The following is a 17,034-nucleotide window of genomic DNA, read 5'->3' on the forward strand; positions in this document are numbered from 1 at the left end:
CTCACTATCGAGAAGTCGAATGCAAATGAGGCGGTTTTGAATTTTCATTTTGCAAATGAAAAAAGGAGTATGAAAAAACGAGCCCCAAAACATATAACAGCAGTGCAAAATAAGCAGGAAGTAAATGAATAAAATCAGTATATCCAATCGCAAAATGAACCCCGATACCTGCTGTAAAGGCTGGAATTCCGCCTAGAAACAGCATCCACCAAACCCATTTGTTACCCTGTTGAAATCCCCATAACGCTATCATAAGAATTAAAAGCCCCACACTAAGTAACGCGCCGCCAAATCCTGCTCGGTCATGAGCAATTACAGGGATCAGCCGTTCATTAAACTTGTTGAGCATTTCAGGCGGCATACAAATATAGGTTAAGTCAGTTGCAATAAACACATTCGTAATCCCAATATAAGCAATCGTTAAACCACCAAAAACAAATGAAAATCCGAGAATAACTAAGGCAAACTGGCCAAATAGACTTTTTTTCCAAATTACATGGTTTCTTTGATTTGTTGATTTTGCAGTTCCGTTGACCTTTTTTGTTTTTACAAACCCAACAAGATAGAAAGGTAAAAGAACGAGCCAAAATATAAGATGCAGCCAGTCAAAATAACCATATCCGATAAATAGAAAGATGCCAAGAAAACCAATAATAGCTGCTGTATCTGTCGCTTGCTTCGCCCACTTCAACCCCTGACGAATGCCGTATCTCGCCAACCCCATATAAACGATTCCACCCGAAATCATCGTACCAGCTAAAGTCATCCTATCATGTGCCATAAAGTAGAGAATACGCTCATTAAACACATAAATCGTTTCACGATTCATTTCTAAAAAATATTCGTCATACGGTAGAATAATGCTAGACATACTAATGAGTAATGTAATAAGTCCTCCAATTACGATTGATAGACCAAAAAGGAAATACCACATCCAGCCTGATTGCGGTCGTTCACAGTCGTGAACTTGAGACAGCTGTACCTCCTTAATTCTCTTCGTCAAGCCTGGACCTGAAAAAACATAGCCGCCTGATAACATGAGCAAATCTACTTTTGCATTAATCAATTGAAGTGCATCCGCTGGTTCACGAACACCTCCAACGGTAATGATTGTTTTCTTATAGTCTTGTTCTTTTAATACATTTATCGCCTTAAGGTGCTCTTCCAAATTTAATTCGTCACCTATGTTACCGATTTCATCTAGGACAATACCTGAATACATTTTCTTAATAGATTTTACTACTTCTTTATTTAGTTGATTTGGCTTTATTGCTATGTAAACTAGTTTATCCGTCACACTAGGATCAACTACCCTATTAAAACTAAATTCAATGATAAATGCATCAGCATATTTTTCTAGTGCATTGATGATTCCTTGCTGGTCTTTCTCATTGCCAGCAATCCGGATAAAAACAGGCTGTTTTCGTTTGAATTGTTTTAACTGTTCTATCGTCTTTTCCAGTCCCACCGACTCAAAGTTTTGTGAAAATTCGATGTAATTTTCTTTTAGATGAACGATTGGAGGTTCCCCATTATTATTAGGTTCGGTTGTTACTGGACCAATTTCAATAAAACCAAAACCAAGATTGCTAAAGGCTTTTGTACCAGATAATAGCGGATCCACTTTTCCAGAAAACCCGATAGAATTACGGAAGTGAATTTGATCTACTTCTTTAGCCAGAAGAGGTGATGACTCTTCTCGCCCAAGAAAGTTAATCAGATGGTGACCACCTGGCGCTGACGATATTCTATTCATTCCTTTATGGATAAACTCTCTTGAATGATGAGGAGATAAGCTTGAAAGTATCGGTTTAAATAAAATATGATAGGACCAATCAGGCATTGTCACCCTCCTTTCAAATGACAGATAGAGTCTGTATCTTTTTAATCAAACGGAAATTCATAGACCTTATACTTGAATTGTTGCTGAAATCCAATACTTTCTGCTACCGCTATTGATGGAGCGTTTACCTCCATACAATCCCAGTATGGTACCATCCCGTTTCCTAAGCATTCATTTGCAAATGTATAGGCCAACTTCTTAGCGAATTGATTTCCACAACGGGGGTCGTTCCGTTTCAATATCAATACCATGGTACTTTCCTCCAACAAATCCTGATAAGCATACACTGACGATATCTTCACCTTTTAACACACAAAATCCAATTCCTTTTTCAAGAAACTCACGCTCTGGATGCCAAAAGTTAAATATTTATTCTTTAAAAATTTACTATCCTAATAGACTTTTTTGAATTAATTAGTTCACTCGAAATTTTTATAACTTAGTGGTGTGGTTCAAGCTTCGGTTCTTTAGTTTTTTGAAATGTTTCTTTTGTTAGCTTATAAACCCTTTGGTTTGAAGCTTCAAGATTACGCTTCATGTCTTCCTTCTAAGATAAATGGTTTACACCTGAAAAACTCATGGGATTTTAATTCATAAATCACCTTTTTCGCCGCTTCACGTGGTTTGTTCTTTTACAAAATTATACACGATAAAGCTATGAAACTATATCTTTCTATTTAATTTAAACAAATCATCCCTATTAAAATGGCTCTAGTGACGATGTTTTTACAAAGTAATCATTGTTTTTTCCAAATTCGTAGTGTTATAATGATATCCATTAAACAGAATATTGTGCTTTATGGTACTTGTTGAACAAGTTTAAAAGGGAAATCGGTGCAAATCCGATGCGGTCCCGCCACTGTGAAGAGGAGCATGATCACCGAAAAGTCCACTGTCATTTTTGAGATGGGAAGGACGTGATCATGTGTTGAATCGAAGCCAGGAGACCTGCCATTAAAGAGCAACACTGTTATTTACCCACGAGGATGGGGAGGTGTTTAGGATGGAAGCTTTGATACGGATAGCAAAGGATTCGACCTAATACAAACACACTCTCACATTTTGGGAGTGTGTTTTTTTAATTGATACAAAAGTATAGACAAATAAGGAGAGAAACGAATGCTAATGCTATCAACCTATCAAGAAAAAGTTATGAGTGCAAACGATGCTGTTCGCTTAATTGAACCAGGAGATGAAATTATTACTCCTATTGCTGTCGGTGAACCTCCAGCTTTAATGGAGGCATTAATTGAATTTGAAGGCCTTGATAACAATACACTGTATCAGATGCTTTCATTTAGGGAAGTAGTACCTGTTGCTAAAGACAAACTCAAGATTGTATCAATGTTTTTAAACTCGTATGAACGAGCTGCGTATGCTAACCAGATGATCGATCTTTTACCCAACCATTTTTCAATCTTGCCAAGGATGTTACAAACAAGGGTCAAAAATCCTATCATTATGGCTCAAGTATCACCAATTGATGACGAAGGTTATTTTTCATTAGGCACAAATTGTGATTATACGGCAACACTAGTCAACCATTCAAAAGCAATATTCGTAGAAGTGAATGAAAATATGCCGAGAACATATGGAAAAAACCAAATTCATATCTCTCAAGTTAAAGCCATTATTGAGCATACTTCACCATTAGCTGTGACTGGAAAGCCAATAATCTCTGAAAAAGATAAAGCAATTGGACAGAATGTTGCGAACTTAATTAAAGATGGAGATACAATCCAAATAGGCTTTGGTTCTATACCAAATGCAGTCATGGAACATTTAATAAACTTTCGAAACTTAGGCGTATTTACAGAGATGTTTCCTGATGGTTTAGTAGATCTATATATTAGCGGTGCGATTACAAATCAAAATAAACCTTTTTACAAAGGAATTTCAACCGCAACATTTGCTTTTGGAAGTGATAGACTCTACCAGTTCATGCATGAAAACCCTGCCCTTTGCATGATCCCTGTTAACGAGTCAAACAGTATTAAGCGAATTTCAGAATTTGATCAGTTTGTTACAATTAACGGAACTGTAGAAGTTGACTTTTTAGGACAATGCAATTCGGAAATAGTGAAAGGAAGATATTATTCTTCGTCAGGTGGTCAATCTGACTTTGGAAAAGGCGTTACATTATGTAGAGATGGCCGTGGTATTATTTGTTTACACTCCACAACGAAAGACGAACAGATTTCCAAGATTGTTCCTTTTCTTAGTGAAAAATCGGTCGTTACAACATCCAAAAACGATGTCGATATTATCGTCACGGAATATGGCGTGGCTCACTTAAAAAATAAAACGATTTCAGAACGTACACGGGCATTGATTGACATCTCCCACCCTAAATTTCGTGAGGAACTTACTTTTACTGCTAAGAGTATGGGATATCTTTAAAAAGGAGTGATTATCGTGGAAAAGTTTACGGCATATTATTTAAATCATTTACTAGGAGTTCTTGTAGCGAAGCCCGATTTTAATACGTTACTGGAGAGTTATGAAAATTTAAAAGTTGACCTTGAATCTAGGGATGATCAAGGTCGTAATATCGAATCGTTAGATGAAGCTTTTAAACAAGCTGTTGAGCATTGGATGTTCGCTAATTAAGTTACTATTAATATTAGAGCGGCTAGGTGTAACGTCCTTAGCCGCTTTTCTTCTTACAAGTGTAAAAGTAATATTGTAGTTAGGTCACTACTTTTAATAGCGATCAAAAAGGTGCACGTTCACTATTCATCCCATTAAGATCCATCTGAAACCAGCCAAGCTGAAGTGCACTAATATGTTTAGAGTAATATAAACGTCCGTTAATAATATGAATGTGCGACCCACGGTCATCGAGTTGCTCTGTTTCAAGTGTATTTAAATCAAGTCTATATAAGCTATGATCTTTAGATACATTAGTGAAATATAATCCATCTCCTGCAACATTAAACCCTTGACTTTCATAAGTCGTTAATCGTTCCGTCTTTGTCCCATCAAGCTCTACTCTATAGATTTTCGAACCATCTAATGCACTTTCATAATAAACCCAGCCAGCTTCTACAATAAAAGTTCGCGTAGGGTAATCAATAACTTTTGGCGTTAGATGAGCTTCATCCATTTCATCAATCTCCACGACATAAAGAATACCTTTTGGCTCTTTTTGATAAATCACTTGATTGTCATATACCGTATAACGGAAAAGATCATCAATTAACTGTATCTTAATACCATCTTTAGATACCATATATAAAGGCTGTTTATTATTTAGGGGATTGTTTGTTTTATAAAAAATCCAATCGTCTATTACTCGTAAATCAATTGCATAGTCATCAGACATTTTTTCTACCTCTGTCCCGTCTTTTTTCATCCGGTACACATTAAACCCGTCTCGTTCATCTGAATAATATAACCAATCCCCTACCACATTTAAGTCTTTTGCTAAGACCTCAGAAATGAGTTCTTTTTCTAGATGATCTTCAGTCCATTTATAAATGCCACTCTCTTGCATCCAATTGGAGTAATAAACCACTTCCCCATCTGTTGCAAAATAAGAGCCATTCAAATGGTTTCCATCTGTGTTTCCTTTAACTCCTTCATGGAAGACTGATTTCTCATCAACTAGTTCACGCTCACCAAAAAGGATTTCTCCGTATGTTTTAGCATTTTGAATGACTGTATCTGGGACATTTACTTCCTCTACTTCATTAAAGGAATCATACGTAATATACAGCATTTCCGTCACTTTATTTTCTAGTTCATCATCAACTATGTTCAAATTAAACGAGTATTCCATCATCGCAGAAGTCCGGTAAAATGTTTCTTTGTCAATAATCATCTCGTAATTTAACGAGCTAGGACCATTCCCTGTTCGTATAGCATAAAGCATCGTATGAAATAATGGATCGTCCATTACATAGTAAAATGGGAAAAGACCCTGCCACAAAGGATGCAACCCCTCTTCTGATGTTGAAATAGTAAAGCGGTAGCCATTGTTATCTTCTATAAAATTAAATAAGTCGATGTTTTCTAATATAAGTTCTAATTCTTCGGCTGGGCCGAGTGCATTAATATCAGGGGATACATTAACCCACAAGTCACTATCCTCGTCCATTAAATAGTACGTCTCTCCCCCAGTAATATATACTTCTGCACTCATCGTTGCTCCTGAAACTTTAGATGTCCTGACGATATGTGCCTTTAGTGGGTCTACTAATATAGTTCCATTAAGATAGGAGATTAATGTCCCACTATCATTTTCTTTCGAAATTGAATCTAGCTCAAAGTTATATGTTTGCACTTCTTTCATAGCTTCAATAGATTGATTTAAAACTTCTTCCTTTGTTAATTGCTCAATTTCTGGCTGACAGGCTGCAGTAAATGCGGTAACACATAATAATAGACCAGCAAAAATTATAAAACGATAAAAACGCATGTATTCCCCTTTCAAATTAAGTAGCATGGATTTATTAGAATAGATTTAACTATTGTTTTAATTACGCAGATTATCAACTGTAGTACGTACTTTTAGATATCCATAATACCATAAAAACCTATGTTTATTACATTTTTTTCACGGGTAAATAAAGATCAAGGAGGGATGAATGATGAGAAATAAAGAAAAAGAAAAAGAACTTCAAAACCGAAACCAAAAATCCCAAGCCTTTAAACAAGATTGGGACCAACAGCTTATGAGAGACCAATTGGTTATGCCAATAGACGAGCCACCACTCGAAGACATAAAACTAGAAGAACAAGAAGAACGAGAAAAAAAGAAAACGAAGCAACAATCATCAAGCGAAGTATAAGAGGCTGAATTATTTCAGTCTCTTTTATTTCCCCTTCATAAATGGTTAAATGAAACGAACAACATTAGGTAAGGGTGGTATGCTTTAATGTTCGAGGAGTTTTTCAATCCTGCTGCCTATATGAAAGGCACGATTTTTTTATCTCCTGCCCATATAGCTTCATTAATTTTATTTTTATTATCGCTCATTTGGATGTTTGTACATAGAGATAGACCTTACATGGGAAAAATTCGCTGGTGGCTTCTTTCTGTACTTGTCATTTCAGAGCTTAGTATTATTATGTGGAGTATTGCAGCTGGCTTGTGGGATATCCGCTATAATTTACCGCTACAACTATGTACAATTAGTATTTATTTAAGCTCTGTTATGTTAATTACACGTTCTTACCGGATTTTCGAGTTCATTTATTTTTTTGGAATTGGAGGTGCGCTCCAAGCATTAATTACACCTGAATTATTTTATACTTTCCCTCACTATCGTTTTTGGCATTTTTTTATTGCTCATATCGCTATCATCCTTGCCATTCTTTATATGATTTGGATCCATAAATACACTGTTACATGGAAATCTGCTATGCGGTCTTTTGTATTTCTCAACATCCTTGCATTTATCGCCTTCTGGGTCAATTATTGGACAGGTGCGAACTATATGTTTTTAGCTAGAAAACCCGATAACCCAAGTATCCTCGATTGGCTTGGACCATATCCATGGTATATCTTATCACTAGAAGTTATCGTTATTCTCATGTTCACCCTTCTTTACTTGCCGTTTTATTTAAAAGAAAAATACAAAAATAATTAACCTCTCTATGTATAAATGGACAGCTTTTACACAAATTAATAAGAATACTTTTTGAGGAGGTAATCAACTTGAATAAGTTTTTAGATCTTATATCTTCCTTTTTGATAGCTTTATTTGAGTTAGAGTACGAACACCTTCTTTATGATGAATTATACTTAGAGGAACATGGCGACCCTACAGCCAAAGTATAAGATGTAATTCATCCATTATAATACATTTCTACTTACAGGTGGAGTTCTACACTATCCCCTTCTCTAACGTGACGAACTCCCCTTTACATTATCTCCCCACCTGTCATTCAAATTTATTACCCCTAGACTTTTTCATTTCTAACAATTTCATCACCAAAACTTTAATCATATTATCCTCCTTTAAAATTAATCGTTCCTTCTTATTCCTTGGACTATGAGTATCCACGGCTGGAACATATACAACCTCTAAAATGATTTCCTAACTATCTAACTATTACTGGTAAATTTTCTCTTCGTACTGCATAAAATTGGGAGGAGTGTCAAAAATAACTGATACTTAGAAATTCTATCCATACTTCTTGGGAGGTGGGTTTAGTGAAGTCATTACAGTTTGACTATAGTATTCCTCGCTATGTCTTTAGCAAGGTCGTTGGAAAGTGGAAATCATCTCTTTATTGGCATCCACGTCTATCTTGTATCAGGTTACGTGAAGTAGAAGAACCAACTCTTCCGAATGAAGACTGGATCAAAGTCGAAGTCACTTTTGGCGGTATTTGTGGAAGTGATTTGAACTTAATTTTTCTCAACGATAGTCCAGCAACTTCACCTTATGCGTCTTTTCCTTTTACGATTGGCCATGAAGTTGTAGGGAAAGTTGCAGAAATGGGCCGTAATGTCAGTCATCTCAAAAAAGGTGATCGAGTTGTAATCGATCCAATATTATCATGTATGAGTCGAGGCTTTGCAACACCTTGTAAAGCTTGCGAACGTGGAGAATATAGTTTGTGCAGTCATATGACTGAAGGAGACGTATCACCAGGATTACTAATTGGAGCTTGTAAGGATACTGGTGGGAGCTGGGGACCAGTTCTCGTCGCACACAACACCCAAGTTTTACCTTTACCAGATGAAGTTGATGATTTAAATGGAGTCTTGATTGAACCGTTTAGTTGTGCACTTCATGCCGTCTTAAAAAATAAGCCAAAGCCTCAAGATCATGTGCTTGTTATCGGTGCTGGAGTGATTGGTATTTCAGTAATTGCAGCTATCCGTGCCCTAGGAATTAGTTGTCATATTACTGCACTAGTTAAACATAAATTTCAGGGTGAGCTTGCTCAAACATTTGGTGCTGATGAGGTCATTTACTTAACCCGTAACGGTTCGTATGTTGATGAAACAGCTAAAACTTTGAATGCAAAAGTGTTAAAACCGATTTACGGTGCTCCTGTTATTGAAGGAGGAGCTGACATTGTATACGAATGTGTCGGCAAAAAACAAAGTATAAACGATTCACTACGTTTTGCGCAAAGTGGCGGGAAAGTCGTTTTACTTGGATTAGCTAGTATTATCGACGGGATTGATTGGACGACTGTTTGGTTAAATGAATTAGAGGTAAAAGGTAGTTTTGCCTACAGTACGGGTGAATACGAAGGTAAAACCATGCGGACACTCGAGATCGCTATTGAATTAATTCGCCAAAAGAAAGTTGATTTATCACCAATGATTTCTCATCGTTACCCTTTAGAAAATTATAAGGAAGCAATATTTACAGCAACCAATAAAAGTAGTCGTTCAGTTATGAAAGTTATTTTTGAACATGGGAACTCAAACACCGCAGGAGGAATGCAACATGAAAACATTTCTAGTTAACGGAACTACTGAAACACCGTTTATGCAATGGTTAGAAAAAGGAATGAAGCACGTATTTACTCAAAATGATTTTACACTTTTTAAAGAGGTCGATGAGGATTTACGTCTTGTTCTGAATTTTACAGACGCTGAAACTTGCCGTCCATTTAGAAGAAAAGCACAAGCGACATTTGTCGTTTCCATATTGGAAAAAGAGAGTGTTATGGAAAATGTATTCAAGGAAGCGTACCCTTATTTAATTCGGTCTCTTTCTAACCACTTAATGTTTGTTAACCACAACGATGGAATTACAACTTTTTATTTCTTAACACCCGAACAGGGCTGCTACCAAATTGAATATAAACAAGGTGATGACGAGGCAGAGCTTTTCCAAAAAATATATGAGCGCTTAGAACCGCTTGCCTCATCACAACTCGTAATCGACAACGAATTTCACTTCGACTTACCAGAACCATTATGGAATGGGGATGAAGTAAGCATACAGTTGAAGCAATCAGGGAAGAAGCTCGATGAAATGGATCTTCTCCCTGCCCCCTTCCCAATTGATGAGTATTTAACGCCAAGAGATATGCGGCATTTACATAAGTTATATGGAATTGGCGGTTTAAGTTATGGGAACTTAAGCGCAAGACAAGATGAAAACCATTTTTGGATGAGTGCAAGTGGCATTGATAAATCCAACATGGATACAATTGGACAAGATATCTTATTTATTAAAGGCTATAACTCGAAAGACAATAAAATTGAAGTAAGTGTTCCGCCAGAAGTTACACCAAAACGCGCTTCTGTCGACGCAATCGAACATTGGATGATTTATAAGGAGCACCCTGAAGTTGGGGCCATCGTTCATATTCACGCATGGATGGACGGAATTCAAGCGACTGAAATCAACTACCCATGTGGGACAGTTGAATTAGCTAAAACGGTTGCACAACTCGTTCGCGAATCAGAAAACCCTTCTCAAGCTGTTATCGGCCTAAAAAACCATGGCCTTACGATTACTGGGACAAGCCTAGAAGATATATTTGAACGTATTGATGGAAAAATTAATCGCCAAGTTCCAATGAATTAATCCGAAAAAAAGCGAGGCTGAAAAAGTACATCAACCTCGCTTTTTTTATTTTATTATCTTACTTCCTCAAGCTCTTCCTCATTCTTACCGACCTCTTTAATTAATGCTTTATAGCCATTTCTCGTTAACTTAAATTCATTATCAACATAACCTGACTTTTCTAGTGCTTGGATGACGTCGGCAGATAAAGAGGCCCGAATTTCTTCTAATGCCCAATTCAAGTCATAAATTGTTCCATTAAGTACTGAATCCTTATCAAGAGATGCTGCAATTTCTTTGATCGGATCCACTTTAATGAAGTACTTTTTCGTTTCAAGTACAGCTTGGTGGATTTTGTTTTTGGCATTCATGATATCTTGCATGATTGTTGATATTTCATTATCTTTTTGCTTGATTTGTTGGCGGTATTGTTGTTTTTCAAGATCACTTAATTCAGCTTTTGAAAAAAGCTCCTCTAATAATTGTGTACGGTCAAAATCGACCTTTTCTAAATCGCTTTGTTTTTTGGCAACTTCTGAGTTTGTTAACTCAACAGCCTCAACTTTGACGTTCTCGACTTTTTTAGACTCTGATATATCTGATTCTACTCTACTGTTAGCAGGTGAACTAGATAATTTACGATTAATAGATACTACAAGAGTCATCAACAGCACAATAACGAATAATCGAAAAATCATTTCATTAAACAACGCCCCAATTAAAAGAGCGCTACCTATGAAAGCAACTATTATAATGAGCGCCCAACCTTTTAATGAGTTTGGCTTTTTTAATTGTTGTAATGACGACGAAGACTGCTGCTTTGATCTATATTCCATCTTCTTTCCCCTTTGTCTACAATTTAATCTTTTTACATTTAAATCTACTATAATGAGTATATCAATAATATCTATCCTTGTGAAAATTCAAATGTGTCAACTTATTATAGAAAAAAAGTTTGCTATTGTAATGAGGAGTCTCTACTAATTCTACTACAAAAATACCTATATTAAGAATGATAAAGCGATTACAAAGATTGATAAATGGTATAAAAGGTCTAGTATGTTATTATTCCTATAAGATTTTAGCATATTGAGAGCAACATAACCTGAACGAATAACGATAATGACTAAAGCAATGGTGATTAAGATTGATGGAATCATTTCGTACCACCTCCAAGTTGTAGTCATTGATGTATATGTTGAAATGTTTTGAAATAATACTCTTTAATCTAACACTTTGGGACTGTTAATGTTTGTTTTTGATTTGGGATCATTTTTGGGCTCATTATAGAAAAAATGGAACGAAATTATGTGTGAAAATAACATTTGGACACGAGGAGCCCAAAATCAATGTATGTCAACAATAGGCTTTACACTACTTTTTTTAAAGAATTTCACCGTACAAATCGTCCCTTTACCTTCTACAGAATTTATTTTTAATTCCCCTCCATTTCTCTCTGCTATGCAAAAGGATATAGGTAATCCAAGACCAAGGTGATTTTCTTTAAATGTATAAAAAGGGTCTAAACATTTTGAAAGCTGCTCTGTACACATTCCTACACCATTATCACTTACAATTACCTGTACATATTCCTCTGTATCTTTTGTTTTAATATCAATTTTACCGTTATCCTTTATAGACTCTACGGAATTATTCAAGAGGTGGGAGATCAGTTCACTAATTTCCTCTGAATCTATATAGATAAGAGGAAGGTTATATTCAAGGAGAAGATTAAGATGATATTTTTTCTTCCTATGTTCAATTTTGTTTTTATTTATCGATTGAATAATAACATTATTAATATTATTTTCCGATCGATTAACCCTCTTTTTACTCGATAAGAAAATTAAAAAACAAATAATATGGTTGATTTGTTCTAATTCTTTTATTAAGATTTCCTTCATTTGATTTTCAATCGGTTCATTACTCCTCAACACTTGTAAAAACCCTTGAACTGTTGTCATTGGATTCCTTAAAGTATCTGCCAATCCTTCTGCCAATTGGCCAATTTGTTTGTAGCTATTTAAACGAGCAATTTCTTCTTCCATTATTTTATAAGTGGTTATATCGGTTGATGCAGTTGCTAGACCAATTATATTTTTTTCTTCATCGAATAGAGGCTCCCCAGAAACATCATAGATTCTCACATCATCTTCCATGAGAAAAGAGATTTCTTTTCTAATCTTTCTTCCTGTTGCAAGAACTTCTATTTTTAACGCCATTAATTCTTCAATGCCGCTATTTTGTGCGAGTTCATCATCTCTTTTTCCAATACATTCTTCCGCTTTAAAGTCAGAATGGGGGTTATAAACCCATCTATAGCGTAAGTCCGTATCAATATGTGCTACTATAATAGGGGCATTCTGAAGAGCTTGCTTTAAACAGGCTTGAATATCAACGGCTGTTAGCTTTTCATTTAAGAAACTTCCGGATTTATATATATTAGGTTTGTTTTTTGCTAGTTCAGACATCTTTTCTCCTCTTTCTAAATAGTTTTTACATAAATTACCACAAGGGGTATTTACTGGGGTGATAAGTGCTGATATTTGCGTAACTTAAGTCGTACTATTCGACACAATTCTTGTTATACCTTTACTTAAAAATTGTTATTTATTCAAAAAGAAGCCATAGCAAACCTATGGCTTCTCACTATTCTAACTTTACTATTGTAATGGGCGCAATTTGTTTTTCCCTGCATTGTGTATTTTAACCTTCACAGTAATATCTTTTAAAGACTCCTTCGTTAATGGAAGTTCTTCATTTTCCGTTAACTTTCTCCACACTTCTGGATTATTCTGGTAAAATGCATAGGATAATCGATAGATATCAGCATATATTTCTAGCCCTTTTTCAAACGTTTTTCTAATTTCATTTTCAATCACTTGCTGGGCTTGTTCCTCAATTAATTCCAAGGAGACAGAATCCATCATTTGGATTACATTACCTTTTACTTCTACTTCGATGTCAAATTGAACAGAAGATCCTTCTACAATTGGTGTGATCTGTGCATCTGGGTTTTCCATCATAACCACACTAGCTGGCTCACCCTTATGGTTAATAACGATCGGTGCCCTCTCTGTCGTGTCTTGAAGCCAACGGAAACCAACCACATCTAAATCAGTCAATGTCCCTTTATATTTTTTATTTGTTAATAAACTTACTCCATCCATATGGATAGCTGGGAAAAGTTCTTTCCCGTCAAACCACTGTTCTTTATCAATAGTTAAATGCGGAGCAAAGGCCGTCTTCCCAGGTTCATTTAAATCGGAAATAAACCGATGCATACGAATAGGTGGTATAAAAGAGCTCTGCGCATAACTATCCGTGGGATTCCCTAATGTCCCTAAAACAGGGGATGCTTCAAGGACTGGGAACGTAGCTAAAAGATCCTCCAATGGTTCATTTGTTGTAAACAACCACAGTGTATAACGGATTTCATGGTAACGTAAAAGTAAATCTAAACTTTCAGCTATTTCTTGCTCGATCGCAGCGTCGCTTAACACAACGGCAGCGAGATGCCCCCAGAAAATTCGTTGAGCAGTTGAATGATATAAATTATGTACAGCTGTATCGACCGTTTCACCGACACCCTTACCAACAATGGCTTCATGCTGTTCACCACCACCACCACCAGCTTCTCCTCTAGCTATGGTTGCAAAATTTAATAGTTGAGCATACGCCACATAAAGACCATCTACGTAATCTATACCAATGACATGAATGTAGTACATCCGTTCCAACTGTTTTGCGTTGATACAAGACGTTAAAAGAAATACGGTTAAAAAAAGAATAAGGAACTTTTTCATGTACTATTCCTCACTAGTTTGCCTCGTACGATCAATCGGATCTAATAAACTGGGACGCTGCTTTAACGTTTTCCAAGAAGGTCGGAGGACACTGTCTAACAAGTCCTTAACTGAAGAAATAGGAAATAGCGGTGCCAGGTAAGGGACACCAAACGTTCTTAGGTTCGCTACATACAATAGAACTAAAAAAGCCGAAACGATAAACCCGAACATCCCTAAAAAACTTGATACGATTACAACAGCGATCCTTAAAATACTAAGTACACCAATTAATGATTGATTGATTAGTGTAAAAGTAGCTACTAATGATGTCGCAAGAACCACGACCATCCCTGGTGCTGTTAAACCTGCACGAATCGCAGCATCTCCTATAATTAAACCACCTACTACAGTTAACGTTTGACCAATCGCTAATGGAAGTCGTGCTCCAGCTTCACGGAACAACTCAAACAAACCTAACATCACTAATGCTTCAAGGGGTGATGGTAGCGGAACCCCCATCCTCGATGTTACTAAGGTCGCTAATAACATAACTGGAATTTGATCTTGATGAAAGGTAACTAACGCAATCCAAAACCCAGGAAGAAACACTGCTACTGATAAACCAAATAGCCGTAATATCCTTTCAAATGAAGTATAAACAAACGAGTATTCAGAGTCTTCTGCGCTTTTCAACAATAAAAATAAATTGGCTGGACCAATTAATGCCGTTGGTGCACCATCAACGAAAATAATAAATCTGCCCCTCATTAACGAGTCGACTACAAAATCAGTTCGACCTGTATATTCGAAAGTAGGAAAGAGCTGAAATCTCTTGGCGCTAAGTAACTCCATCATTTGATTGGTACTAAACAAAGTATCAATATCGATGTTTTCGATTCGCTCTTTGACTTGCGATAGCGTTTCTTTATTCGTAATGTCATCGACATACAATAAGCCGACTTTCGTTTTTGACCTCGTACCAATAACATATTTTACGTATTTTAGTGAGTTTGTCGGAAGACGTTTTCTAATTAAAGCTATATTCGTACCAATATTTTCGATGAAGCCATCTCTAGGACCTAAAACAGAAACCTCTGTATTCGCTTCTTCTGGACTTCGATCAGGGAAATTAGAAATATCAATTTGATAGGACTCTTTAAGTGTTTCAAAAAAAACAACTAACTTTCCATGGAAAACCTCTCGACATAGTTGCTCGGTATCTTCAACTGGTTCTAAAGATGAAACTTTCCATTGTTTAACCGTTATCGCATTTAAGTACTCCGTAGTTTCAAAAAGCTTCTCTATACTCGGTATAATTCTTTCAATTATTAATTCAGTATTACATAGCCCTGGTGAATACACGAAAAGGACTCTCTCTTCATCCCCACGATAATTTTTAAACATCAGTGGCTCAATCCTAACATCTTCGCAAAAAGCAAACATTTCTTGAAACGTTTTGTAATTGACCTTTCTTGGTGGAGGTTGATTTGTTGAGTGACTGTGCGGAATTTCAGTTATTTTTTTCGACTTTTTTAACCACTTATGTAATCTCATGGGTAGCATCATTTCCCTTCTTTTTGCTTAAAAATGTAACCGTTAAAAGTAGAATTGACAGTGCAATTACGAATATAAGAGAAAACGGCAAGAGATAGGTCGAAATAAAAAACAAAAATTGGAAATCTTTTCGCGGAATGAGAGTCATTGCTATCATGAGAGAAAAGAAAACGGCTAATAACTGGGCTCGCTTTTTAGGTTGATGAACATTAAATATCTCTGGGACAAGAAAAAGTAAAAAAGTAATCCGAATAAACGCACCAGTCAGCCATTGATATATCGATAAAAAGTCAACGTGTTCAATAAAGCGACCGATCGTAACTAACGCCCACTCCTCGTAGGCTGGAAATCTTTGTCTCGCAGCTTCCGCAGGACCAAATTCAACAATAGCCCCAATTAAAGGACCGAGAGTTAAAGTAGCGAGAAAGGCCGTCGTTAAGAGTATAGGCACCAACTTTATAGATGGTTTCACCTTATGCTGAATAAATAAAATAACAATTATCTCTACCAAACCTGCTCCTGAATAGATCATTCCGTAGTAAATTGAAGGGTCAAACCCTCGTTCTAAAACAGGTTGTAATAAAGAGTAATCCTTATTTGGTTCGTTTGCTAGCATGACAAAAAGCCCAAAAACTATTACGACAGGTAATAGAATTCCATTAATAGTAGCTATCGTTCTTAAGTTTGTAATGGCTGCTAAGAAACAAAGTACTGAGAAAACGATTACAATGACAATTGATGGAGTTCGAGGCAAATAAGTAATAACTGTCCATTCCGAAAGATCGATGATCGTTACAGTGGCTAATACCAATAAATAAACACTAATTGCGCCAACTATAACCGCAGCTACTCCTTTTCCGACACTCCTGCTTAACCATAGATATAAATTTTCTTGCTTGGTTTTCTTCGTAATAAAATAGATTAATGGCACCCAAATAAGCGCTACCAAACAAGCACAAATAACCGAAACCCATGCATCTCTACCAGCTGATTCCAACAAGGCTGGAATAATAATGACATGATTCATAAGTCCAACTGAAGTGATGATAATTAATATTAGTGCAAAAAAACTGACTGCATCCGTATGTTTCATAGCTACCTCGTCCAATAAATTTGATAAAGTGAACCTTTTTCAGAGGGGGTTTTCTGCATCCCCCACTGAAAATTAGTTGAACCAATCGGGTTGTTATTGGCGCTTATCTCCCACTTAGCCTTTACTTCCTCAAAGGCTTGAATTGGGTGTCTTAGCGCCAGTTAAACGGGATAAATATAATATTTACCATTGCTGTTGAGTTTATGTAATTTTATTAGCCAAGTATTGTCCGTGCCTTGCTGATCTTATAAGCTATAGTATTTTAATTTA

Annotated in this window: 17 protein-coding genes and 1 riboswitch; of the genes, 7 read left to right on the forward strand and 10 right to left on the reverse strand. The window is 36.2% G+C overall.

The window, feature by feature from the left end:
• Nucleotides 1–4 precede the first annotated feature (4 nt).
• Genes GKP30_RS01820 through GKP30_RS23960 form a run of 3 tightly spaced genes read right to left on the reverse strand, consistent with a single transcriptional unit; the run spans nt 5 to nt 2,155 of the window.
• Complete coding sequence (locus tag GKP30_RS01820) at nt 5–1,843, reverse strand: dihydroorotate dehydrogenase (RefSeq protein WP_216827676.1); 1,839 nt, start codon at nt 1,841–1,843, stop codon at nt 5–7.
• 41 nt (nt 1,844–1,884) lie between these two features.
• On the reverse strand, nt 1,885–2,094 hold the full coding sequence (locus GKP30_RS01825) for a GNAT family N-acetyltransferase (RefSeq protein WP_216827677.1): 210 nt from the start codon (nt 2,092–2,094) through the stop codon (nt 1,885–1,887).
• Nucleotides 2,042–2,155, reverse strand: a complete 114-nt coding sequence (locus GKP30_RS23960; RefSeq protein ID WP_407928574.1) for a hypothetical protein — start codon at nt 2,153–2,155, stop codon at nt 2,042–2,044. The genes GKP30_RS01825 and GKP30_RS23960 overlap by 53 nt, the downstream gene beginning before the upstream one ends.
• Before the next feature lie 471 nt (nt 2,156–2,626).
• A riboswitch (cobalamin riboswitch) is annotated at nt 2,627–2,813 on the forward strand.
• A 149-nt stretch (nt 2,814–2,962) separates the two neighbouring features.
• On the opposite strand from GKP30_RS23960, the gene GKP30_RS01835 reads away from it, so the two are divergent.
• A complete protein-coding gene (locus tag GKP30_RS01835; RefSeq protein ID WP_216827678.1) occupies nt 2,963–4,243 on the forward strand; it encodes an acetyl-CoA hydrolase/transferase family protein in 1,281 nt (426 codons plus the stop codon).
• Between the two features lie 15 nt (nt 4,244–4,258).
• A complete protein-coding gene (locus GKP30_RS01840; RefSeq protein WP_216827679.1) occupies nt 4,259–4,453 on the forward strand; it encodes a hypothetical protein in 195 nt (64 codons plus the stop codon).
• Between the two features lie 103 nt (nt 4,454–4,556).
• On the opposite strand, the gene GKP30_RS01845 is transcribed toward GKP30_RS01840, so the two are convergent.
• Nucleotides 4,557–6,263 (reverse strand): DUF6612 family protein, encoded by a 1,707-nt coding sequence (locus tag GKP30_RS01845; protein ID WP_216827680.1) that lies wholly within the window; start codon nt 6,261–6,263, stop codon nt 4,557–4,559.
• 169 nt (nt 6,264–6,432) lie between these two features.
• Between GKP30_RS01845 and GKP30_RS01850 the strand changes: the two genes are divergently transcribed.
• The 5 genes from GKP30_RS01850 (at nt 6,433) to GKP30_RS01865 (ending at nt 10,350) form a co-directional block, all read left to right on the forward strand.
• Nucleotides 6,433–6,636: a hypothetical protein gene (locus GKP30_RS01850; RefSeq protein WP_216827681.1), complete on the forward strand. Its 204-nt coding sequence runs from the start codon at nt 6,433–6,435 to the stop codon at nt 6,634–6,636.
• Nucleotides 6,637–6,723: 87 nt separating this feature from the next.
• A complete protein-coding gene (locus tag GKP30_RS01855; protein ID WP_216827682.1) occupies nt 6,724–7,437 on the forward strand; it encodes a YwaF family protein in 714 nt (237 codons plus the stop codon).
• Nucleotides 7,438–7,505: 68 nt separating this feature from the next.
• The gene (locus tag GKP30_RS23690) at nt 7,506–7,628 is read left to right on the forward strand and encodes a hypothetical protein (RefSeq protein WP_268884648.1); all 123 of its coding nucleotides are present in this window, start codon (nt 7,506–7,508) and stop codon (nt 7,626–7,628) included.
• A gap of 375 nt (nt 7,629–8,003) precedes the next feature.
• On the forward strand, nt 8,004–9,278 hold the full coding sequence (locus GKP30_RS01860; protein WP_216827683.1) for a zinc-dependent alcohol dehydrogenase: 1,275 nt from the start codon (nt 8,004–8,006) through the stop codon (nt 9,276–9,278).
• Entirely contained in the window at nt 9,259–10,350 is a 1,092-nt protein-coding gene (locus GKP30_RS01865; RefSeq protein ID WP_216827684.1) for a class II aldolase/adducin family protein, read from the forward strand. The genes GKP30_RS01860 and GKP30_RS01865 overlap by 20 nt, the downstream gene beginning before the upstream one ends.
• Nucleotides 10,351–10,403: 53 nt before the next feature.
• On the opposite strand, the gene GKP30_RS01870 is transcribed toward GKP30_RS01865, so the two are convergent.
• The 6 genes from GKP30_RS01870 to GKP30_RS01895 all read right to left on the reverse strand — a co-directional run bounded on the left by GKP30_RS01870 (nt 10,404) and on the right by GKP30_RS01895 (nt 16,764).
• Nucleotides 10,404–11,165, reverse strand: a complete 762-nt coding sequence (locus tag GKP30_RS01870; protein WP_216827685.1) for a hypothetical protein — start codon at nt 11,163–11,165, stop codon at nt 10,404–10,406.
• Nucleotides 11,166–11,330: 165 nt separating this feature from the next.
• A complete protein-coding gene (locus tag GKP30_RS01875) occupies nt 11,331–11,489 on the reverse strand; it encodes a hypothetical protein (RefSeq protein WP_216827686.1) in 159 nt (52 codons plus the stop codon).
• A 186-nt stretch (nt 11,490–11,675) separates the two neighbouring features.
• Complete coding sequence (locus GKP30_RS01880; RefSeq protein WP_216827687.1) at nt 11,676–12,800, reverse strand: ATP-binding protein; 1,125 nt, start codon at nt 12,798–12,800, stop codon at nt 11,676–11,678.
• A 192-nt stretch (nt 12,801–12,992) separates the two neighbouring features.
• Nucleotides 12,993–14,135 (reverse strand): Ger(x)C family spore germination protein, encoded by a 1,143-nt coding sequence (locus tag GKP30_RS01885; RefSeq protein ID WP_216827688.1) that lies wholly within the window; start codon nt 14,133–14,135, stop codon nt 12,993–12,995.
• A 3-nt stretch (nt 14,136–14,138) separates the two neighbouring features.
• The gene (locus tag GKP30_RS01890) at nt 14,139–15,680 is read right to left on the reverse strand and encodes a spore germination protein (RefSeq protein WP_236034838.1); all 1,542 of its coding nucleotides are present in this window, start codon (nt 15,678–15,680) and stop codon (nt 14,139–14,141) included.
• Complete coding sequence (locus tag GKP30_RS01895) at nt 15,658–16,764, reverse strand: GerAB/ArcD/ProY family transporter (protein WP_216827689.1); 1,107 nt, start codon at nt 16,762–16,764, stop codon at nt 15,658–15,660. The genes GKP30_RS01890 and GKP30_RS01895 overlap by 23 nt, the downstream gene beginning before the upstream one ends.
• Between the last annotated feature and the right edge of the window lie 270 nt (nt 16,765–17,034).

It is taken from the genome of Alkalihalobacterium elongatum (assembly GCF_019024285.1).
GTDB classification, from domain to species: Bacteria; Bacillota; Bacilli; order Bacillales; family Bacillaceae_F; genus Alkalihalobacterium; species Alkalihalobacterium elongatum.